This window comes from Rossellomorea sp. NS-SX7 (assembly GCF_052828565.1).
Genome location: NZ_CM128249.1, coordinates 278,085 through 300,353 on the forward strand (window position 1 = coordinate 278,085; position 22,269 = coordinate 300,353).

18 protein-coding genes are annotated in these 22,269 nt (G+C 46.0%); 8 read left to right on the forward strand and 10 right to left on the reverse strand.

From position 1 onward, the window contains the following. Positions 1–2: 2 nt before the first annotated feature. Positions 3–1,421: a Na+/H+ antiporter NhaC gene (gene nhaC / locus ACUXV2_RS01310; RefSeq protein WP_446245270.1), complete on the forward strand. Its 1,419-nt coding sequence runs from the start codon at positions 3–5 to the stop codon at positions 1,419–1,421. Positions 1,422–1,426: 5 nt separating this feature from the next. Here nhaC and ACUXV2_RS01315 read toward each other — a convergent pair whose 3' ends face one another. Beyond that, positions 1,427–2,692 (reverse strand): transcriptional regulator, encoded by a 1,266-nt coding sequence (locus ACUXV2_RS01315; RefSeq protein WP_446245271.1) that lies wholly within the window; start codon positions 2,690–2,692, stop codon positions 1,427–1,429. 88 nt (positions 2,693–2,780) lie between these two features. Here ACUXV2_RS01315 and ACUXV2_RS01320 point away from each other — a divergent pair, with 88 nt between their 5' ends. Together ACUXV2_RS01320 and ACUXV2_RS01325 are read left to right on the forward strand one after the other, a co-directional pair. After that, positions 2,781–3,890 carry a mandelate racemase/muconate lactonizing enzyme family protein gene (locus ACUXV2_RS01320; RefSeq protein WP_446245272.1) on the forward strand — a complete coding sequence of 370 codons (1,110 nt, stop codon included), beginning with the start codon at positions 2,781–2,783 and terminating at the stop codon, positions 3,888–3,890. A gap of 13 nt (positions 3,891–3,903) precedes the next feature. After that, positions 3,904–4,614 carry a GNAT family N-acetyltransferase gene (locus tag ACUXV2_RS01325; protein ID WP_446245273.1) on the forward strand — a complete coding sequence of 237 codons (711 nt, stop codon included), beginning with the start codon at positions 3,904–3,906 and terminating at the stop codon, positions 4,612–4,614. 121 nt (positions 4,615–4,735) lie between these two features. Here the strand turns inward: ACUXV2_RS01325 and ACUXV2_RS01330 are convergent, their stop codons facing one another. The 9 genes from ACUXV2_RS01330 to ACUXV2_RS01370 all read right to left on the reverse strand — a co-directional run bounded on the left by ACUXV2_RS01330 (position 4,736) and on the right by ACUXV2_RS01370 (position 15,103). Next, positions 4,736–5,755, reverse strand: coding sequence for an STAS domain-containing protein (locus tag ACUXV2_RS01330; protein WP_446245274.1), 1,020 nt, complete (start codon positions 5,753–5,755; stop codon positions 4,736–4,738). 206 nt (positions 5,756–5,961) lie between these two features. Continuing rightward, the gene (locus ACUXV2_RS01335) at positions 5,962–6,606 is read right to left on the reverse strand and encodes a class F sortase (RefSeq protein WP_446245275.1); all 645 of its coding nucleotides are present in this window, start codon (positions 6,604–6,606) and stop codon (positions 5,962–5,964) included. A gap of 73 nt (positions 6,607–6,679) precedes the next feature. Beyond that, the gene (locus ACUXV2_RS01340) at positions 6,680–8,020 is read right to left on the reverse strand and encodes a copper amine oxidase (RefSeq protein WP_446245276.1); all 1,341 of its coding nucleotides are present in this window, start codon (positions 8,018–8,020) and stop codon (positions 6,680–6,682) included. A gap of 297 nt (positions 8,021–8,317) precedes the next feature. Beyond that, positions 8,318–8,929: a cupin domain-containing protein gene (locus ACUXV2_RS01345; RefSeq protein WP_446245277.1), complete on the reverse strand. Its 612-nt coding sequence runs from the start codon at positions 8,927–8,929 to the stop codon at positions 8,318–8,320. Between the two features lie 115 nt (positions 8,930–9,044). Then, a complete protein-coding gene (locus ACUXV2_RS01350) occupies positions 9,045–9,755 on the reverse strand; it encodes an anti-sigma factor (protein ID WP_446245278.1) in 711 nt (236 codons plus the stop codon). Continuing rightward, positions 9,752–10,318: an RNA polymerase sigma factor gene (locus ACUXV2_RS01355; RefSeq protein ID WP_446245279.1), complete on the reverse strand. Its 567-nt coding sequence runs from the start codon at positions 10,316–10,318 to the stop codon at positions 9,752–9,754. Before ACUXV2_RS01355 ends, ACUXV2_RS01350 begins: the two co-directional genes overlap by 4 nt. Positions 10,319–11,044: 726 nt before the next feature. Next, a complete protein-coding gene (mreBH, locus tag ACUXV2_RS01360; RefSeq protein WP_446245280.1) occupies positions 11,045–12,049 on the reverse strand; it encodes a rod-share determining protein MreBH in 1,005 nt (334 codons plus the stop codon). A gap of 393 nt (positions 12,050–12,442) precedes the next feature. Continuing rightward, the gene (locus ACUXV2_RS01365; RefSeq protein ID WP_446245281.1) at positions 12,443–14,101 is read right to left on the reverse strand and encodes a methyl-accepting chemotaxis protein; all 1,659 of its coding nucleotides are present in this window, start codon (positions 14,099–14,101) and stop codon (positions 12,443–12,445) included. 24 nt (positions 14,102–14,125) lie between these two features. Continuing rightward, positions 14,126–15,103 carry a BMP family lipoprotein gene (locus tag ACUXV2_RS01370; RefSeq protein WP_446245282.1) on the reverse strand — a complete coding sequence of 326 codons (978 nt, stop codon included), beginning with the start codon at positions 15,101–15,103 and terminating at the stop codon, positions 14,126–14,128. Between the two features lie 392 nt (positions 15,104–15,495). Between ACUXV2_RS01370 and ACUXV2_RS01375 the strand changes: the two genes are divergently transcribed. The 5 genes from ACUXV2_RS01375 to ACUXV2_RS01395 all read left to right on the forward strand — a co-directional run bounded on the left by ACUXV2_RS01375 (position 15,496) and on the right by ACUXV2_RS01395 (position 22,226). Further along, positions 15,496–16,698: a M20 metallopeptidase family protein gene (locus tag ACUXV2_RS01375; RefSeq protein WP_446245283.1), complete on the forward strand. Its 1,203-nt coding sequence runs from the start codon at positions 15,496–15,498 to the stop codon at positions 16,696–16,698. Continuing rightward, entirely contained in the window at positions 16,695–18,005 is a 1,311-nt protein-coding gene (locus ACUXV2_RS01380) for an amidohydrolase (RefSeq protein ID WP_446245284.1), read from the forward strand. The genes ACUXV2_RS01375 and ACUXV2_RS01380 overlap by 4 nt, the downstream gene beginning before the upstream one ends. Next, positions 18,002–19,228: a M20 family metallo-hydrolase gene (locus ACUXV2_RS01385; RefSeq protein ID WP_446245285.1), complete on the forward strand. Its 1,227-nt coding sequence runs from the start codon at positions 18,002–18,004 to the stop codon at positions 19,226–19,228. The genes ACUXV2_RS01380 and ACUXV2_RS01385 overlap by 4 nt, the downstream gene beginning before the upstream one ends. Next, positions 19,229–20,539, forward strand: coding sequence for a hypothetical protein (locus ACUXV2_RS01390; protein ID WP_446245286.1), 1,311 nt, complete (start codon positions 19,229–19,231; stop codon positions 20,537–20,539). 157 nt (positions 20,540–20,696) lie between these two features. After that, entirely contained in the window at positions 20,697–22,226 is a 1,530-nt protein-coding gene (locus tag ACUXV2_RS01395; RefSeq protein WP_446245287.1) for an AbgT family transporter, read from the forward strand. Positions 22,227–22,269: the final 43 nt, after the last annotated feature.

The following is a 22,269-nucleotide window of genomic DNA, read 5'->3' on the forward strand; positions in this document are numbered from 1 at the left end:
GGATGAAAAAAGAAATGTCTTTTTGGCTGGCAATCATTCCATTGCTTGTCATGATCACCGTAATGGCCATTACTATTGTGGTGTTGGAACAGGGGCCACACATTCCTCTGATCATCGGTACGGTCACGGCTGCACTTGTCGCCTGGTTTGCTGGGTTCAAGTGGAAGGATATAGAGGAGGCGATGTATAAGGGGATTCGTCTTGCTTTACCTGCTGTAGTCATCATTATGCTTGTTGGATTGACAATCGGTGCGTGGATCGGCGGCGGAATTGTGGCAACGATGATTTATTATGGTTTGAAGATGATCACTCCGTCGCTTTTCCTTTTATCGATTGCAGTCATCTGTGCGGTTGTGTCGCTTGCGATCGGAAGTTCCTGGTCAACAATGGGGACAATCGGTGTTGCGGGTATGGGAATCGGCATAAGTATGGGGATACCGGCTCCGATGATTGCCGGTGCCATAATTTCTGGGGCTTATTTCGGTGATAAGATGTCGCCGCTGTCAGATACAACGAACCTTGCTTCGGGACTCACTAACACGGATCTTTTTGTACATATCCGTCATATGCTTTACACGACGATACCAGGTTTTGTGATTGCCCTGGCTGTATATGCTTATTTAGGAAGGAACTTTGGAAAAAATGGGGTCAATACGGCTGATATTGAAAAGACAATCGGCGTTCTTCAGGAAAGTTTTGTCGTTTCGCCATTTTTACTGATTGTCCCGCTGCTTGTCATTGTGCTCGTTGCGCGGAAAGTTCCTGCCATCCCGGCTCTTATCGTAGGGATCATTCTTGGTTTTGGTGCACAGGTATTCATTCAGCATGATTCGTTTGCGGATGCTGTTTCTGCTCTTCAAAGCGGATACGTGATCGAGACGGGAAATACGATGGTCGATGATCTGTTTTCACGCGGCGGTCTTGATTCGATGATGTACACAGTGTCGATGACGATTGTAGCGATGACATTCGGAGGGATTTTGGAGCACACAGGTATGCTTCGTGCCATCGTCAACCAGATCCTAAAGGTGACAAAAACAGCGAAAGGCTTAGTGGCTTCCACTGTGGTTTCATGTTTTGCGACGAATGCATCTTGCTCGGAACAGTATATTTCTGTCGTGGTACCTTCACGGATGTATGCAAATGCCTATAGGGAAAAAGGGCTGCATTCAAAGAATCTGTCGCGTGCACTGGAGGATGGAGGGACGTTGACTTCCGTTTTCATCCCTTGGAATACTTGCGGGGTCTTCATCTTAGGAACGCTCGGGGTTCATGCATTTGATTATGCTCCTTATGCGGTATTGAATTTTATCGTGCCGATCATTTCCATCATTTATGCCTTCACTGGCTTCAGCATTACCAAGCTGAGTGAAACCGAAATGAAAGCAGCGGAGCAGGAGGATGCCACACTTTCCTCCTGACCCGGTCAATAGATGGGGAAGGTCAGTTCATAAACCGCGCGCGGCCTTCCCTGGGCATACGTCATTTCTTCTCCGATGATCTTGGCGGAACCGTTGTCGACCAGTTTCTTCAAGATCCGTTCCGTTGAGCGCCTTGTGATTTGCATGTAGTCAGAAAGCTCTGCTGCAGTGAAATCACGGGACGAACGGGATTTGTAGAATTGAATGATTTTGGATAAGTTCGACGGACTTAATTTTAATTGTTTGGCAAGAGACAGCATTTCGGGATGATCATTTTTCAGATGCTGTTTCTTGTTTTTATCAGGATAAGGTCCTGACATCTCTTTTTCCTCATTTAGAATATAGGCGCAGCCATCAGAATCAACCTTTCGTGCAAATGACAACGCGGTCTGTGCGTTTGCCTCTGCCTGCGCTGCCGTATGACCGTAACCGAACCCTGCAAGCACGGGGTGTTCAAGTTGAAACAGAGAAGGGAAGTCGGCGCTTTGCAGGAAATGTTCGATGCTTCCCCTATTGCTGAAAATCGTGTAGGAAGAATCATCCTCATTTTTTTGCAGTGTACCCTTCATCAGATGAGCGAACTGTTGAAGATGTTTATGTTCACCATCCCATTCATGAACTGAAAGACGGGCAGCAGCAATCGTGGCTGCTTTTCTTTTAGATAAAAGGGATTGGGAATGAGCTTCATCGATGGCCCGTATAACCGACTTAGCAGGGTCGATCATTCTCAGGCAAGGGATTTGCAAATCGACAAGCCGATCATAAACAGCATGGATGCTCGTTAAGGCCAAATCCGTTTGACCATCCTGAAATAACTGCCGGTGGAAGTCTGTATATTCACTGATGTTAAAGTTGTGGGGCAGACGCTCTTTATAATCCATCACATAACGGGGCGGGTTCTTGAGGTGTAAGTCTGACGCAACGTGATCGATGAATGAAAGATCCATCAAATCGATGGACACGCGGTCTGGTTTGATCTGATGATGGTGCAGGATATAAAGCAGTGATGTAACAAGAGCCGTTTCATCCTGTTCAAGGTAAAGGACCGGGACAGATAATGTGCGACATGCTTCTTTTGAAAAAAAGTAAGGCAGTGCCCCGGAAAACAAAACGGCATCACAGGGTGTGATTTCTTTAATAAGCTTGCCTGCTTCCTGAGGTTCACCATAAATATAAGGGACCAGTTCAATGCTGTTCAAGTCAGGAGCAATGGACGTCTGGGCACGTTCTATGAAATCCTTGGAGCCGATCAGGGCGATTTTCGTTTTCATGACAATCTCCTTTCTGAATTAACGACTATATAACGACATTATACCAAGCAATAATAAAATTTGTTAGATTAAAAGGAGTGTTTTTCAAATGATCATAAAAAAAATCAATCTGTATGCGATTCGATTACCGCTGAAACAGCCTTTCATCATAAGTTATCATACATATGATGATATGCCCTCCATCATTTTGGAAATGGAGACGGATGAAGGAATCATTGGCTATGGTGAAGCGGTGGCTGATGAGCATGTGACAGGAGAAACGTGGGAAAGCACATTTCAGGTGCTTCAGCATACGCTCGCCCCGAAACTGATCGGGGAGAATCCTTTTCATATTGAAAGAATTCATGATCTGATGGATAAGGCCATTTACAATGCCCCGACAGCAAAGGCGGCCATCGATATCGCATGCTATGATGCTATCGGGAAAAAAGTGAATCAGCCTGTTTATCAGCTGCTCGGCGGCCGCTATCATGAAGAATTCCAGCTTACCCACGTCCTGAGCATAACAGAACCGGATCGGATGGCGGAGGAAGCGGCCCGGATGATCGAGGATGGATTTCAATCTTTTAAAATGAAAGTTGGAACCGATATCGACCTGGATATTGAAAGAATCAGGAAGGTCCGGGAACGCGTCGGAATGGAAGTGCCAATTAGGGTGGATGTGAATCAGGGGTGGAAGAACAGCAGTCAGACGCTAAAGGCACTGCGGCATCTTCAAGATTTGAACATCGATTGGCTTGAGCAGCCCGTTTTGGCAGATGATGTAGATGGGATGGTTCGGATCAAATCAAGGACAGATATCCCGCTCATGATTGATGAGGGGCTGAAAGGCGTACGTGAAATGCGTGAGATCATTAGGAAGCAGGCAGCGGATAAAGTGAATATCAAATTGATGAAAAGCGGAGGGATCTACCCGGCAGTCAAACTTGCCCACATGGCTGAGATGGCAGGGATGGAATGCCAGGTCGGTTCAATGGTAGAGTCATCGATCGCATCAGCAGCCGGTTTCCATGTTGCTTTTTCCAAAAAGGTCATCACTAGTGTAGAATTGACGGGACCGATTAAGTTTTCAAAGGATATTGGAGACCTGCATTATGACGTCCCTATTATCCGACTTTCTGAAAAGGCTGGCCTCGGTGTTGAAGTAGATAAAGATATTCTGAAAGAATTGACTCAGTTCAAGAGTATCGTAGAGTAAGGAGAATGGAATCATGAATCATCTATTCGAGGGATATCTTGAAAAAAACAATGAATCCTATACCGTTCGTTTATTGAGTAAAGAGCATATAAGTCAATTACAGGAGCTGCAGGAACTTGTGGTGGATACACTGACGGATAAAAAGAATTTACAGCCCCTGACGTATGAGGAATTGGACTATATTTTAACCGGAAGAGGACTGATGATCGGAGCATTTACAGCGAAGGGATTAATCGCATTCCGTGCCTTGTTGATCCCGCCGATCGATGAAGAACATCTGGGGCTGGATGCCGGGTTAGAAGCAGAGGAACTGCCACGGGTAATCTATCAGGAAATTTCGAATGTACACCCGGATTACAGAGGCAACCGGCTCCAGCAAACACTGGCTCATTTGATCATGGAAGAGCTGGGGAAGCTGGATCAAAGGTTCACCTATGTGGCGTGCACGGTCGCTCCCTTTAATATTCCGAGTTTAAAAGATAAGTTCAAGCAGGGTATGGAGATTGCGGCCCTTAAGATCAAGTACGTAAATCAATTGCGCTATATATTCATTAAGCGCCTTGATGGAGAGGGAAGCGGGGGAGAGATTTCCGAGATTACCAGAGTTCAGATGGGGGATGTCGATAGGCAGCAGACGTTATTGCATGAAGGCTGGCGCGGTATTTCGCTGGAGGAAGAAGATGGCGGGTACCAGGTGTTGTATGTGAAAAGGATAGGGCAGTGAAGAACTGCAACGAATTTGGCGTCCAGAAGGGCGCTATTTTTGTTGACTCGAGAAGGGAGGATTATAATTTTATCTGTCAAAATAAGCCGGGCGACAAACGACCCGGCTTTTCCTGAAAGGTTTATTTTTTCTGAGCGATTTCCAGTCCCTGCTGATCAAGTGCGTACTTGATCCCTTGCTGCAGGATGGTGAAGCATGGGATGTTGGCGACGGTATGTCCGGACTGGGTTATTTTTATGCTGAGTTCTGGTGAAATCCCCACGAGGAGGCATTTGGTTCCCAGCAATCCGGCAGATCCTACGAACTTTCTGATGAAGTCGAGTGTGTAGTCATCGAATCCGGTCAAGCTCGTCAGATCGAGCACGAGATATTCCGCTTGGTAGTGTGGAAGGTTCAACAGAGTCCGGTTCAAGAGCTCCTCGCCTCTTAATTCATCGTACGGCCCTACCAATGGGACGACGAGAATCGAATCCATAACGGGTATGATCGGCGATGAAATTTCTTTGATGATATCAGAAAGCACCTGGGTCCGCTGTTCTGTCAGCTCCTCCAATTCAGCACGTGCCTTCATTGTCTGTTCATTCAATAACGTTTGAACATTCAATGTCGGTGTGATGTCCGAGGCGAAGAATTCATATTGACTGTAATCATCTCCTCTTATCTGGCTCTTGACGATTCTGTACCATACATCTGCATCGAATAAGCCGGAAAATACCCCTGCCCAGTGTCCGGGAAGGAATTTTCCCTCATCCGTCTTTCCTTGAGCAAGATTGACTTTGTGCTCCCAGCCATTTTTGACGGTAATGGCAGCTTTCCTGTTTTCGATAGAATAGTAGACGACGTCCGTAATCCCCCATCCGGCTGTTACATATGTATTGGGAAGCTTCTTCAAAATCTCATCCGTGTTTCCGATGGTGTCCATGTAGAACTTACTCACAATCTTCCCGGTTTTGTACCCGGCTGTTTCAAGGACGAGCTCCGACTCCTTTTCACCTGCAATTTCCTCGATGGAATCGAACAGCGTCTTAAAAGCCGTCTTCACCCAAAATAGAACCACTTCATCATTTTCAAAATGAAAGTCACCGGTTTCCAAGTTCCAGTCAAATAACGAACCATTGACATTCACATCATACGTTGTCATAAACAATAGCCTCCAAAAAACAAATAAGTTGATACTTACCTATACCCTAAATAAAATACCTCAATCTAAATTAAATCCCTTTTTACTGAATTATAAGGCTGTCCATCCGAAGAGTAAATCTGCAGGCACTTTCCTATTGAAAAATGTGCTGTCATTTACCGGACAGAGGGAAGGGGGCAAAATAAAAAACCCGGCCGGGGCGGGTTTCAAGATTTCAGTTCAGTGTAGATGACAAGCCGTTTACTGTAGTTTCTCGATGCATGGTCAAAATCGCCTGTGCATGTGATCAGGTTCAATGAACTTCTGTGGGTATATCCGAAGATGGATTTCAACGGTGCGTCATCCCATGGATATTCTTTTTTATCCGTCACTACAAAGGTTCGTGTGTCACCGGTTTTGCTCGTGACCGTCACCTCATCGCCTACAGACAGCTTGTTCAATTCGTAGAAAACGGCCGGGCCGTTCCGGCTGTCGACATGGCCACCGATGACGGCATTTCCGGGTTCACCAGGATTGTAGCCTTTCTCATACCAGCCTGTCGTATCGAAACCTTCGGTTACGGCCATTTCTCCGTTTTCCTTCAGTCCGACCGATTCGACATTGGCTTTGAGGCCGATCGAAGGAATTTCAAGAGAAGCGGGAACGATTCCTGTCCGCTCGTCTTTTAAAATGGATTCAGAATAAGGAGAAGAGCTGGTGGTTGTGCTGGCCATCTGTTGTTTAGGTTCTCCTTGCTGCTCTTTCGGCTCCTTAGCAGGTTCAACACTTGGATTCATGCCCATTTCAGAACTGCATGCAGAAATAGTCATTAGTACAAGCACAAGGAAGATAACCCTCATAGTATATAACATGTGAAGCCACTCCTTTCATCTTCACAAAAGAGGGGACAGACCTTGCAGGGGTCGTCCCTCTTTTTATTGGCTATTATTTACTTCCAGCGTATTTTTTAAGGGCCAATACAGATCCCCCGGCAATCGCCATCAGGGCAGCCAATAAGTATTCCAGCGGGAATTCATCAGCCGTACCGCCCATTCCTGTGTTCGGCATTTCAGAAGGCATGTCGTGAGCGAATTTATCAGGGTATTGATCGACAATGGCTGAAGATAGACCTTTTGCAGGGTTCAGCATATGTTCATAAGCCATGCGGATGTCTTCAAACGATTGTTCATAATCGCCTGCAGCATAGCTGTCAAATGCTCCTACAAGCTGATCGACGTGCATTTGAAGTCCTTCTGCCAGAGCATCGGATTTCAGGCGGCCTTCTGTAGCTGTTTCAAGGAACTTGGAGAAATCGGCACGATAGTTATCAAGGTTCTGGAGGGCTTCTTTTTTCGCCGCTTCGTCTTCAGCTCCGGTAGCTTTTACATAGTCAACGAAGAAACCGATGTGATTCGACCACATTTCTTTAAACTGATTCCCTGCTTCCTCTCCATATACAGAGGCGATCGCTGCAGATAGGGCTTCAGTATTGGCATTCAAGGCATTGACGGAAGCATCGAAGTCTTCAGAACCGTCGATGCCGTTTTGCATCGCCATCGTTGCCAGTGCAGCATGCTCAGTCAATAGATGGTTAAGGGTCGCCCTTAAGTCAGCTGCCGGTGTGACGGCCATTGTGTTTTCGAATTTTTCCGGATATTGATCGGTGATGGCGCTTGATAATCCTTTTGCGACCATATGCATATGATTGATGGCTTCGCGTTCATATTCATAGGCTTTGTCGTAGTCACCTGCTGCATAGCTGTCAAAAGCTCCAATGAGCTGGTTCACATGCATTTGCAGACCTTCAGCCAGGCTGTCGGATTCCAATCGTTCACCGGTAGCGGTTTCAAGGAATTTTGAGAATTCAGCTCGGTAGCCGTCAAGATTTTTAAGTGCTTCATCTTTTGCTGCCTGGTCGTTTGCACCAGTAGCTTTTACATAGTCAACGAAAAATCCGATATGGTTCGTCCACATTTCATTGAACTGATTTCCTGCTTCTTCACCGTATACGGAAGTGATGGCCGCTGTTAAGTCCTCGGTGTTCGCATTCAACGCATTTGCTGCCGCATCGAAGTCTTCAGAACCTTCTGCGCCTCTTCTCATCGCTTCGACTGCCAAGTATGCATGCTCACTTAAGTAATGTTGAAGTGTCGTCCGTAAATCAGATGCCGGTGTCACGGCCATCGGGGAGTGATCTTCACCGTTATGGGCAAAAGCTGTTCCTGCCGCCGGGATCATCAGTGTCATGCTCAATGGGATCGCTAAATAACTTTTTTTGAATTTCATAGGGTAATCTCTCCTTTTGTTTTTAAATTTTCATAGAGCTAACGACAGAAGTTGACAGTTGGATCACTTTTTTCTGAAAAAGTTTTAATCATTGTTTAAAAGGATGAAAGTAGGGGTGTTTTATAAGGGAGGAAGAAGAATCTGTATACTTATGTACCTTCTTTGAACAATTTTGTATAAATATTGTATAACTTATGTCGTATGTATGTTTAATTCCCTAGGGAAAAATACTTAAACAACGCACAGCACATTCAATAAAAAAAGATGCAATTGAATGCATCTTGAAGGGTTCGGATATCAGTAAAATGGGAAGGGGCGGTACTGATAAGGAATGTATTGCTCATGGGGCTGGTGAAATAGATGATGTGGATTAACTGTGAACCTGCAGTCTGCCGGAGGGCCGATATAGGTAGCCGGTTTCACATTTGAAATGACGTTGTTCCACTGATTTTCATTCATGCAGTATGTTTTCGCCATGATATTCGATGGAGTGAAGGTTAAAATATCTGAACCTAATATGACTTCAGGGTTAGGAGCATCGAAAATAGCGAGGAGATGGGTGTTGTCTACGTCGGCTACCTCATAATGCCACCAGCCTTGCGGGATGTTTACGACTTCACCGGGAGTCGCCGGGTAGTCGGTGACCTCTCTGGTGAATGGATTCAGAATGGACACAGTGACCTTTCCGGATATGCAGTATACAAGTTCAGCTGCATTTTGATGATAGTGAGGTTCGACGATATTTCCCCTGCTCAGGAATATATCGAGCAGGGACGTATTCTCGAGTGTATTCAATTGTTTTTTACCTAATATATTGATTAAGTTATACCGGTCCTTGGTAAACAAGTTATACCTATTCACGTTCGCAGAAAATTGGGCAGACGGGGATGAATAGTCGACGTCAGTCATATTTTTCACCTCTTAAAATTTTTTCCCAGTCATTGTATTCATAAGCAGGTGATGGGTAATGCACGGGATGATAAAAAAAACTCAGGCGGCTGCCTGAGTTTTTTTGTATCTGGATTTAGATTTCGGAAGCAAGTACGATATCCCCCTGCGGAAGCTGACTGTCCGCGTCAGGTTCCAGGGTGATGGCCACCGTATCCCAATCTTCCTTGGCGAATTCCTCGTTCAATTTGAAGACGACAGAGCCTTTCCCATCCTGCCCGGTAACAAATGTACCAGCGCGCTGCGGCTTTTCATCTTTGATGAGCCATACCTGGTAAACCTCTTCCTGTGAAAGGTCCTGAAGCTGTGAAGCCTGAACGACGAGGCTCGATTGTTCACCCTGCTTGATGATGCTGGCCGTTCCTTTAGCATTGCCTTTCACGGCGGCAAGTTCAACATACTGTGTTACCTGATCGATCGTCGCCTGTTCGACGATTTCTTCTTCCTGCTGAATTTGCGTGAACATATAGGCATTTCCAAGTAAGGAAAGGGCCAGTACAGCTGCGACAGAAGGGAAGATCCAGCGCTTACGCGGCTTTTCTTTTCTGAAAGGAGTGACGGAATCTTGATGATTCCCCTCAATTTGAGCAAATACACGTTCTTCCAATCCTTGGGGAGGGTCGATGGGCTCGGAAGCATAAGGTAAATATTCATTCAACTGCCTGAGCTCGCTTAATGCTTCCCGGCAGTCTGAACAGCTTTCCAAATGCTTCTCAAACGCTTCTTTGTCAGACTCGTTCAAATGTTGATTGTAATAATCTAGTAAGTGATCGCATTGATGAGTCATTCCATTTTCCCTCCTTTCCCTTTAAGGCAGCTGTGCAGATGCTTCAGCGCTAGCCGTATTCTTCCTTTCACGGTTCCAAGCGGTGTATCGGTGTTTTTTGAAATCGACTGCTGCGTCAATCCTTTGAAATAAAATAAATGGACGATCCGCTGCTGATCTTCCTTCAGGGTGCGGATGCAGTCCTGAATCGCTTTTCCTTTTTCCTTCCATTCCACGATATCAGCAGGCGTTTCATAACTTACCTGGAGTGAATCTTTTTCAATATATTCGACTGACTCATGCTTCTTGCGTTTGCGTAGGGCGTCCAGGCAAGTATTCCGGGTCATCGTCAATAACCAGGAAGAAAACTTCCCTTTTGAGCTGTCGTAAGGGGCATGCGTCTTCCAAAGCTTCATGAAGACTTCCTGTATGACTTCCTCCGCAATCTCCTGATCACCGGCCATTTTGTACGTGAACGAATAAATAAGTTTCTCATATTTTCGGTAAAGCTGCCGCAAAGCAGTCGAATCTTGATCATCGACCACTTTCCGATATAAATCAATATCCTTGATTTCTTGTGGCATAAAACGCTCCTTCAATATGACATAAGTAAATTAAGGATACTAAACTACCTTCATTAACTCAATTAACTTACTTCTAAATAGCTAACGAAAAAAAGTGGGAATTGGATCATTTTTAGGTTTAATTTGTTTGGGGGAGGGTACAGATGGGGCTTGTTATTAGGTGAATAGGTGGAATTATGCAGCGGGGACGGTTGTTCTTTGATAGTGGAGAAGAGTGGGATGTTTCTTTGTTATGCGAGGTTTGTCGGATAATCGGTAGTTCACCCTTAAAAATGAAAAATCGCCGTTAAATTGAAAATCCCACCCTTATATTAAAAATTCCGTCCATAAATGCTCACCTATACCCAGCTTGTTATGCAGGTCGGGTGGCATCGAGGAGGTGTTTGGATCATCAACTAAGGATTGAGTTTAGTTATCGACGAGAATTAAAGGTTATCAACAATTATTTGAAGATATCAACAAAAATATCAATATATCAACATTTTTTCCGGTTTATCAACGAAAATATATGATTTATCTACAATTCTTCATAAAACGACAAATTTCGCGAAATCATGCATTGAAACTGTACTTAAAACCGTGCTCAAAGCCGAGCTCAAAATCTTGCACCTGGGCAAAATTACGCCCCAACCCAACCTAATCCCCGCCAAGCCCGTCCCACACCACTACAAAACAAAAAAGCGAACCCCCACATGACCGGGGGTCCGCTTTTGACCGTATATAGGATTATCTTACTTTTTGCAGCTTATGGATGACTGTGAGTGAGCGTCCTGTACCGATTGCCACTGATTCCAATGGGTTTGGTGCTAGGTGGACAGGTACGACGATTTCATGGCTCAGCCAGTCCTGCAATCCGTTAAGGAGAGAACCTCCGCCTGTCAGGATCACACCGCGGTCCACGATGTCCCCGCTTAGCTCAGGAGGACAGTTTTCCAGTGTCGCACGGATTGTCTCAAGGATGTGAAGAAGGGATTCCTTCAATGCACTCTGGATTTCGTAGGAAGTGAGTGAGATCGTTTTCGGAAGCCCGGTCACAAGGTCACGTCCGCGGATTTCCATTGTGCGTTCTTCGTGATCGATCAGCGCATGTCCGACTTCGATCTTGATGTTCTCTGCAGTTCTTTCACCGATCAGCAGGTTGTATCGTTTGCGTACGTGCTGGATGATGTCTTCGTCCATTTGGTCTCCACCGATGCGGATGGTGTTGCAAGATACCACACCGCCGTATGAAATAATGGCTACTTCCGTTGTTCCGCCGCCGATGTCGACGATTACGTTGGCAACCGGCTCATCAACCGGCAGGTCTGCTCCGATTGCTGCAGCAACTGGCTCTTCGATAAGAGTGACTGATTTTGCACCGCTTCCACGGACAGCATCCTGAATAGCTCTGCGTTCCACGCTTGTTGCTCCGGATGGAGTACATACGACAACATTTGGCTTACGGATGGAGAATCCAAGCTTTTTACTGGCTTTTCTCATTACTTGTTTAAGCATTTCAGTAGTGACATCAAAATCTGCGATGACGCCGTCTTTCAATGGACGCACCGCGACAATTTTACCAGGAGTTTTCCCGATCATGCTTTTGGCTTCTACGCCGACTGCTAATACTTGTTTATTTTCTGTGTCGATTGCGACTACAGAAGGTTCGTTTAAGATGATTCCTTTATTTTTACTATATACTAGAATATTTGCGGTTCCTAAATCGATCCCGATTTCAGAGTTTGATAACATCAAAATTCCTCCAACTATAAGAATTCTACACAGTATAACCTTCTATATAGTATAGGAGATTTTTGACGGTTTTGAAGGTGGAGATATTTACCACCGACATAATGTTACAAAGTGTGACATAGATATTTTTCACCAAAAGGTTTTTACAGAGCGGTTCTTAATACCCTGATGTGTATGCGGATGCGCTCGTTTCATTTACCCTCGTTAAATAAATTTAAACGTCCTGTAACAATATGGAGGGTGCAATTACGACTAGTAGAAAGGTGACAGTAAGTTGTTTAGGGGAAAAGATTGAAAGGAAGCATGAACAGAGAGAGTATAATAGTTTGAGAATTTACTGGGAATATAATGAAAAAAGCAAGAGATCGGACCCAGTCGCGATCTCTTGCTTTTTTATAGCGTGAATTTCTCTAATTCTTCTTTCATTTGAACCGTCATTGCATTCAATTCTGATACTTGTTCAGACATCTGCTCGAAGTACCTCAGCTGTTCTTCCGTTGAAGAATAGATTTCTTCGGTTCCGGCTGCGGTTTCTTCTGTAATCGCTGAAATGTTCTCCACAGCAGCAATGACACTGTTCGTGCGTTCATTTGAAGCCGTCATGCCATGTTCCAGTTCTGATAATTTTTCGGAAATCGCAGAGACATTGCCTGCAATTTCTTCAAAGGCACTTTCGGTTACGGACATAGACTCCATTTGCCGGCTGGAAAGGGTGCTGCCTTTTTGAGAAGCTTCCATGATCGAATGAATGCCTTCTTTGATGCTTCCGACCATGCTTCCGATTCTTTCCGTTGCTACAGATGAGTCTTCGGCAAGTTTGCGTACTTCCTGGGCAACCACTGCGAAACCTTTTCCTGCATCACCTGCTCGCGCTGCTTCGATCGCTGCGTTCAGAGCCAGGAGGTTGGTTTGTTCGGCAATTTCTCTTACTGCCTGGGCAGCCTGTTCGATTTCACCTGTGTACTGTGCGAAGGACTGGACGGATTGTTCAATCGAGGCTGATGAATCCGTTATCGATTCCGCAAACTCTTTTTGTTTGATCAGCGACGTCCTTCCATGCTCTACCGATTGGAGAGCGACCTTACTGTTGGCGAAGGATTCCTGGCTGCCGTGCACATTGCTTGCGAATTCCTCGCCCATCACTGCCATCAAGGAAGCAGTGGATTGCACATCTTCTGAAATGGCCTGACTTCCTTTTGCCAGTTCTTCGGTAGAAACGGCGACCTGGCTGCTGCTTTCAGACAGGTGTGCCATTTGATCCTGGACATCCCTGGTGAATTGTTCAACATTCATACCAATTTCATTGACGGACTGAACCGTTGTCCGTAAATTCCCGACCATGTGTTTAAAGGCATTTTGGAGCTTATCCACTTCAAATTTGCTGTTCTTTTGGTTGTTTCCTTCAAAAGAAATCGTGAGGTCCCCACCGGCAATTCTTTCTGCATTATGAACCATCGTATTCAACGGTTTTACGATGCGGTTAGATAGGATGGTAGAGGCACCGACTGACAGGATGAAGGCCGTCAGAAAGCCGATGACAGTCGCCCACACGATGAAAGTGATTTGCTGCTCATTCTCTTTTAATAGCTGTTGATACCAGTCAGATGTCTGCTTGTTTAACAGATGCATATCATTCAGGACACCGGAAATCCTAAGCGATTGACGTTTAATTTCCGCCTTGTTGTTCGCATTCAACGCTTTCCCGGAAACGGACTTCAGCTCTGAAAACTTTGATTCGATCAATGCTAACGTTTCTTCCTGCTCTTTTACGGAAATGATTTTCCCTAGTTCATCGATTTGTGAAGAAGTATCAGTCAACAATGTCTCAGCCATCTGCTTATTTTCAGCAGAGGTATTGACGGAATAATTGGCGAGTGCCTGTTTCGTGACGATGAGGTCACTGCGAAGCTTTTCCGTTTCTACAAGGATTTTGACATCTTCATTTGCTGAACTTTGAAGAGAAATCAATTGAGAAACGACATATCCAATAATGATGGTCGATAGAATCAAGGGGATGAACCCCAGAAACATTAATCGTTTTTTTAATGCCATGTAAAATAAACTCCTTACGTGTGATTAGTTCATCTTAATCGTGACTTCTCCCGAGATGATCTTGTCTGTTGCTTCTTTGATCATGTCCTTTTCATCATCCGTCAATTCTGTTACCCGTACCGGGGCCAGGCCGACTCCATCTTCCTTTAACCCTAGCTCGAATGATGATTCGGAAATATTTCCTTCAGACACCAATTCCTTTGTCAGGTCGAAAACGGCATTATCGATCTTTTTCATCATCGAAGTCACTACCGATTCTTCTGCAATGAAATATTGATCTGAGTCGACTCCGCCTGAATAAATGCCTGCCTTCTGGGCAGCCTGTATCGCGCCCACCCCGGTGAATCCGGCAGCTGGGTAAATGAAGTCTGCGCCCGCCTTGATCTGCTTTTCAGCGATGCTGCTTCCAAGGGCTGCATCACCAAAGTTATTCGCATTGTCTTTCAGGATCTTGATGGAAGGATTCACATACTTCGCACCTTGTTCAAAGCCTTTTTCAAAACGATGAATGACAGGGACATCAGCACCGCCGATGAATCCGAGCGTATTTGTCTTCGACTTCATCGCTGCCACCATCCCGACAAGGAAGCTGCCTTCGTGCTCCTTAAAGGTGATGGATGTGATATTATCCAGCTCTGAAAATCCATCAATCATCAAGAAATCCTGATCCGGATGTTCTTTTGCGACTTTCTCCAGTGCTTCTTGAATGGAGAAGCCAAGCCCGATCACCAGGTCATGGTCCTGAGCCACGAGTTCCTGAAGGGCTTCTTCAAAATTCCCATCGGGTGCTTCCCTGTAATCGAACAGGATCCCAAGCTCATCCCGAGCCCGCTCAAGCCCGCGAAAAGCTGAATCATTAAAGGAACCATCTCCAAGACCCGTGTCAGAGAGGAGAATCCCGATTGTATGTAAGTTTTCATCCTTGTTTTGATCAGCTGAAGATGACGAGCAACCGGCTGCCGCCAGCATCATCACCAGCAAGATCATCATGAATTTTTTCAAAGCAAAACCTCCATATAAATTTAAAAATAAAGACGTTGTACTTGTCCGTACCTTTGTAATATCGGAGGGGGATGGAGAATTGTAATAGGGTTTGGAAATGTGGGAGTATTTAGAATATTGAAGGAGAAGTGTTAGGTGGCGTTTATACTGAGCATTAACAGTTGGTGGATAATGAACTTTCGTCAAGATATGGGCAATCATCAATGAGCGCTCATAATGTAAACAGCCTTCTATCAAGTATGAAATCAGGATCATTTACTTTCTGTGAAAAATTTCTTCCCATTTGGTAGGATTTTTACCTTTTTCATCGAATATATTTAATAACGGTACTTTTAAGGAATATTTCCTTAAATAAAACAGAACGACAACATAAGGATAAAGGAGATTTTTTAATGAAGTTGAAAAAGCTGGTTCAGCAAGTAATGGAAGAGGTCATCACATTGCGTCGTCATTTGCATCAGAATCCGGAGGTGAGCGGTGAGGAAATTGAGACTTCCAGACGGATTCAGCAACAGCTTGAAGCTGCAGAGATTCCTTTTAAGACGGGTTTTGCGAAGACAGGAGTTCTTGGCATCATTCAAGGCGGTAAACCAGGAGGGACGGTTGCCCTGCGTGCCGATATCGATGCCCTGCCGATTCAGGAGGAAAATGATCATGGGTTCAAATCAATTGTTCCCGGGAAAATGCATGCGTGCGGCCATGATGCTCATACAAGTATGCTTGTTGGTGTCGGGAAGGTGCTGCAGCAGATGAAGTCCGAAATAGAGGGGACGGTGCTGCTTGTTTTTCAACCAGCCGAGGAGGATGCGCCGGTCGGGGGATCTCAGCAGATGATGGATGACGGGGTGTTTGAAGAGTTCAAGCCGGATGCCATCTTTGGACAGCATGTATGGCCGGATTTGCCGGCTGGACAGGTAGGCGTCCTTCCAAATGAAGTGATGGGGGCATCGGACCGCTTCGCAATCAGAGTGAAAGGATCGGGTGGCCACGCAAGCATGCCTCACCAGGCGAACGATGCCATAATCGTGGCCAACCATCTCATTTCTCAGCTGCAGACCATTGTCAGTCGGAATACCGACCCCCTCGATTCAGCCGTCCTCACAATCGGGAAAATTGAAGGGGGATACCGCTATAACGTGATTGCGGATCAGGTCCTAATGGAAGGGACGGTCCGTACGTTCAAATCTGCAGTCAAGGAAATGGTGAAAGAACGTATTGCCCATATCATTTCAGGTGTAGAAAAAAGCTTCGGGGCCAGCATCGAGCTAGAGTACCTGGACGGATACCCGGCAACTGTCAATACTCCAGAATGGGCGGCACAAGTAAAATCGTCAGCACAGAAGGTGTTGGGAAGGGAAGCCACTCCTGCAGTATCGCCATCCCTTGGCGGGGAGGACTTCTCCCGATTCCTGCTCCAGTACCCGGGGGCATTTTACTGGCTCGGCACGTCAGTTGAAAGTACGGAAAAGCAGTATCCGCTGCATGATCCCCGTTTCAAATTAAATGAAGAAGCGCTTTCGAAAGGCGTTGAGCTGATGACTCAGCTGGCACTGGATACGTTGGACAAACTCAGTCAAAAGGAGGAAGCCTGTTGATTGATTCCTTTGTAAAAGATATCGAACCAAGCTTAATGAAGTGGAGAAGGGACTTTCACCGGAAACCAGAATTGGGATTCACGGAATATCTGACCACTTATCTCATTGGAAAAGAGCTTCTGAATCTTGGATTCACCATTTATATCGGCCAAGATGCTCTCGTTAGCAGTGAAAGGATGGGGGTTCCGGATCAAGAGATTCTTTTACAGCAGCAAGAACGGGCGAAAGCGGAAGGGGTGGAAGAAAGCTGGCTGGAAAAAATGCAGGGCGGTCACACTGGATTGGCAGCGAGGTTCGATACAGGCAAGCCAGGACCGCATATGGCCTTCCGTTTTGATATTGATGCCCTTCCAATCAAGGAAACAAGCCAAGGTACACATCTGCCAAACCAAAAAGGTTTTCGATCACACTATGAGCATGTGATGCATGCGTGCGGCCACGACGGTCATACCGCCATCGGCCTTGGGGTGGCAGCGTTTCTATCTGCCTGTCAAGAGAATCTGTGCGGTATATTCACCCTTTTATTCCAGCCGGGTGAGGAAGGCGGACGCGGTGCGATGGCGATGGTTGATAAAGGCTGGCTTGATGATGTTGATTATTTTGCAAGCGGTCATATCGGAATACGCCATTCAAATGTAGGGGTGGTATCAGCTACGACGAATTCCTTTTTGGCATCGACCAAATTGAATGTGACGTACCGGGGGAAAGCAGCTCATGCTGGACTGGAACCGGAAAAAGGGAAGAATGCATTGTTGGCAGCTGCGGCTGCTACGCTGCATCTGTATAGCATTCCCCGCCATTCGGGAGGCAAAACGAGAATCAATGTAGGAAAACTCCACGGTGGTTCCGGACGGAATATTGTTGCGGATGAGGCGAAGCTCGAAATTGAAACCAGGGGGGAGACGACGGCGATCAATCACTATATGGTGGAGGAGGCCATGCGGATCCTTCATGCATCTGGTGAACTGTATGGTGTTGAAACAGAAATCGAAACGGTTGGGAATACGGTCGAAGCGGATTGTGATCAGGAATGGATCCAATGGCTGAGTGAAGTTGCCGGTCAAAGCTCGTATATAACCGAAGTAAACGAAGCGATGCCGTTGAATGCATCGGAGGACGTCACCTTTATGATTAATCGTGTCCGGGAACATGGAGGGAAAGCGACGTATATGGTGTTTGGGACTCCGATTATAGAAGGACATCATCACGCTGCCTTTGATTATGATGAGGACGTAATGAGTGTGGGTGTGGCGGCGTTTGCCCAAATCATTTGTAAGTTTACACAACAAAAGGAGGTAACAGGATGAAACCGTGGCTGGAATCGACATTAAGGGAATTAAACCTCACGGGTACAATGGATCGACCCGATGGCTTTACGAGATTGGGATATTCCGAGGAAGAAGTAGAGGCAATTGAGGCATTCAAAAAAGCGGCAGAGAATCTCGGGTTGACTGCCTATCAGGATCAAGCCGGAAATGCGTTCGCCCGCTGGGAAGGGAAGGTGGACACGGTCGTTATGACAGGTTCTCATCTCGATACAGTGGAGAACGGAGGAGGATATGACGGAGTGGCCGGCGTTCTATGCGGACTTGGCGCTGTAAAGCAGTTGAAAGAAGGTGGATATCAGCCGCATCACACCATTGAAGTGTCATGCTTTGCATCGGAGGAATCAGCGAGATTCGGAGTATCGACGATTGGGAGTAAAAGCGTAGCAGGAATACTGGATTATTCCATCGAAGATGTCACGGACAGGCATGGCGTTTCTATCAAAGAAGCAGTAGAGGGAGTCGGCTTGGAATGGAATTCACTTCACCAGGCTGAACGAGAAGATATCAAGAGTTTCATAGAGCTTCATATCGAGCAGGGAACACAAATCGAGGATAACGGGGCGGACGTCGGCATCGTACGTGGAGTTGCCTGCCCGATCAGGTTAAAGGTGCACGTGGAGGGGATGGCCGGGCATACAGGCACGACACCTATGGGGAAACGCCAGGACGCTCTGGTCGCCGCCTCTCCTCTTATTTCGTTCGTGTCAAATGAAGCGTTAGCGTTATCAAACGCTTCGTCAAAGCCGATTGTAGCGACCGTCAGTACGTTGGAAGTCAAGCCAAATGTGATGAACGTCATCCCGGGCACCGTAGAGGTCGGAATTGATATCCGTTCCGTCGATGATGAATTGAAGCGAAGAATGGCCGCGATGATCAAAGAAAAATGTGCCCTGATTGAACGTGAATTTAATGGTAAAATACAAGTAGACACTTTAGTTGATAATACGTCGATCCTTTTGGATGAAGAGCTGACGTCCAGGGTAGAGCAAGCCGGGAAATCCCTGGGGTATAAAACATTTAAGATGGATAGCGGAGCGGGGCATGATGTGATGAATATGGCGGTGAAATGTCCATCGGCACTGCTTTTCATTCCTTGTGAAAAGGGGATCAGCCATCATCCGAGGGAGCACAGTTCATTGGAGGATTTATCGATTGGAGTAAACATTCTCGCACAAATGCTGAGGCAAGAAGCAGGTGAATAAATGATGAAAATAAAAATCGGCGTCATCGGTCCGGACGATTCAATCAAACGGATCAACCATATGGCCACCTATTTCGACCATATAGAATATCATAACTTTCCTTACACCCATGTAAAGGAAATTGATGATATTCTAACGGAGCATCGTTACTTCGTAGATCAATGGTTTTTCTCCGGACAGTCCCCTTACCATTATGCACTGGAAAAAGGGTTGATCACACAGAACGAGGGAAGTTATCCTCCATTGCATGGATCCAGCTTCTTTGGTGCCCTTCTGGAGGCGCAGTTAAAAGAACAGACGCTGTTAAAGAAAATCAGCATTGATACGATTTCAAAGAGTGAAATTGAAAATGCCGTCCAATTCCACGCCTTTGAGGGCCTCTCGATATCCAGCTATCCCTATGAAGGGTATCGTCAGGCAGACGAACTTGTCGATTATCACCGTGAGTTGTATGAAAGAGGAGAGATCGAAGCAGCAATCACGTGTATCCAATCCGTTCAGAACCGTTTAAATGAAGAGGGCATCCCTTGTTACCGGGTCGTCCCGACGAATCTGTCCATCCGGATGATCCTTCAATATCTTTCTGAACGGGCGCAATCAAGTAAATACCGTAAATCCCAGATTGCCATTGTCGGAATCGAAGTCAATTATTCTTCACAATCACTGGATGAATCTCATTATTCATTTAAGATGAAGCATCAGGAGCTGGATCTGAAGCGTAACCTCCTGGATATTGCCCAGCAGGTAAACGGCTCTATGGTGCAGCTTGGGGATGGGTTGTTTTTCGTGTATACGACTCGTGGTGAGCTTGACCTTCATGAAAAAGAATCGATATTCTCGACGCTTGCCCACGATATCAAGCTGCATGCCGATCTCGATATCCGTGTCGGTCTTGGCTTTGGTGTGACGGTCCTGGAAGCAGAGCATCATGTGCGCCTTGCTTTCAGACATGCGAGGAAGCACGAATCTCCTATTGTCGTCAGTGTGGATGAGGATCAATCGGTTACGGAAGTACTTCCCACGAATGAAACCATCACGTACTCCCTTCATAACGGTGGAGAAGAATGGCAGGAGAAATTCAAGGATGCTTCCGTCAGTTCGGCGATGGTCTCGAAAATCCTAAGCTTGTCCCGCCATTATGGTAAGGAAGAAATGACTTCCCAGGATTTGTCCCGCTGGTTAAAAAGCACCGAGCGCAACGGGCGGAGAATCCTCACCGAATTGGAACGAATTGGCATCGTAAGGATCAGCGGTGAAGAACAAAGGAGCAGCAGGGGACGGCCGCGGAAAATGTATAGGTTTCAAATATGAGTCACTTTTCCAAGGAAGAGTGGCTTTTTTATTGGAAAATAAATTTTTTTAATTTTCTTTTAAATAAGGAAGGGATTTCAGGGTTTGTATCGAAATCTATATTAACGGAAGTAAAAAGGAATTATTCCTTAAAACAAATTTCTAAAGGAGTGACCTCATGACAAACCCTAATCTAGAACCTACGCCGCCTCAGAAGGAAAAGGTGTATCTTCGCCTGTTGAGCGGCATTGAGAAAGTTGGGAACAAGCTTCCTGACCCGTTCATGTTGTTTGTATATTTATCTGTGTTCATTGTGTTTTTTTCCTGGATGGTATCCAGTCTGGGTGTTACAGTCGAACACCCGAAGAATGGAGAGATATTACCGATCAAAAGTCTCGTCTCAGGAGAGGGACTTCAATATATCCTGACATCGATGCTGGATAACTTTACTGGCTTTGCACCACTTGGGCTCGTTTTGGCGATGATGCTGGGAATCGGTCTTGCCGAAAAAGTGGGATTACTTGAAACAGCCATTAAAAAGACGGTCTTGAACGCCCCAAAAGGCTTGATCACCTATGCTGTTATCATGGTCGGAATCATGGGGAACCTTGCCTCGGATGCCGCATTCGTTATCATCCCGCCGCTTGCCGCCATGATTTTTTACACTGTAGGGAGACATCCCCTTGCCGGTCTTGCAGCAGGCTTTTCCGGAGTGGGAGCAGGATTTACAGCGAACTTCATTATCACGGGAACAGACGCACTTCTTGCCGGTATATCGACCGAAGCGGCAAAAGCGTTTGACGTAACGGTTACACCGGTCGACAATTGGTATTTCATGATTGCATCGGTTGTCCTGTTGACCGTAACGGGAGCTTTTGTTACCGAAAAAATTGTAGAGCCGCGATTGGGCACCTATAAAGGAAAAGTCGATAAGACATTAGAAGAAGAGAGTCCTCTTGAAGGAAAAGGGTTGAGAAATGCAAGCCTTGCCGGATTGGCTTTCATCATTCTGTTGGTCGTGGCGATTGCCTGGCCAGGTTCTCCTTTACGTAATGAGGATGGAGGACTCATTCCTTCTACCTTCTTATCGGGAATCATCCCGATTACGCTTATTTTCTTCATCGTGATCGGTGTGACATATGGGGTGACCGTGGGGAAAATAACATCGTCACGCGATGTTCCGAAATTCATGACCGAAGCGATGGGCGATATGGCCGGTTACATCGTATTGATCTTTGCAGCAGCTCAGTTCATTTCCTATTTTGAATGGACGAACCTGGGTACCTGGGTAGCCGTCAGCGGTGCAGGCTTCCTTGAATCAATCAACATGACCGGCCTTGCCGGAGTCATCGGATTCGTGTTTCTAACCGCCATGCTGAACCTGTTAATATTCAGCGGATCTGCCCAATGGGCGTTGGAAGCACCTATCTTCATTCCGATGTTTGCGTATTTGGATTACCACCCTGCCTTTATCCAGGCGGCATATCGTATTGCCGATTCATCCACAAACATCATCACTCCGATGAATCCATACATCATCGTCATCCTTGCCTTTATGCGGGAATATGACAAGAAAGCAGGACTTGGAACGCTCATTTCCCTGATGCTTCCGTACACAATCGCGTTTTTATCTGTATGGATCGTGCTATTGCTTACATTTGCATTATTGGGGATACCGTTTGGTCCTGGTGTAGGGGTCTATTTGTAAAAGTGCAGGTGGTTAGTCGAGTTGTGTCAGGAACCATAACGGG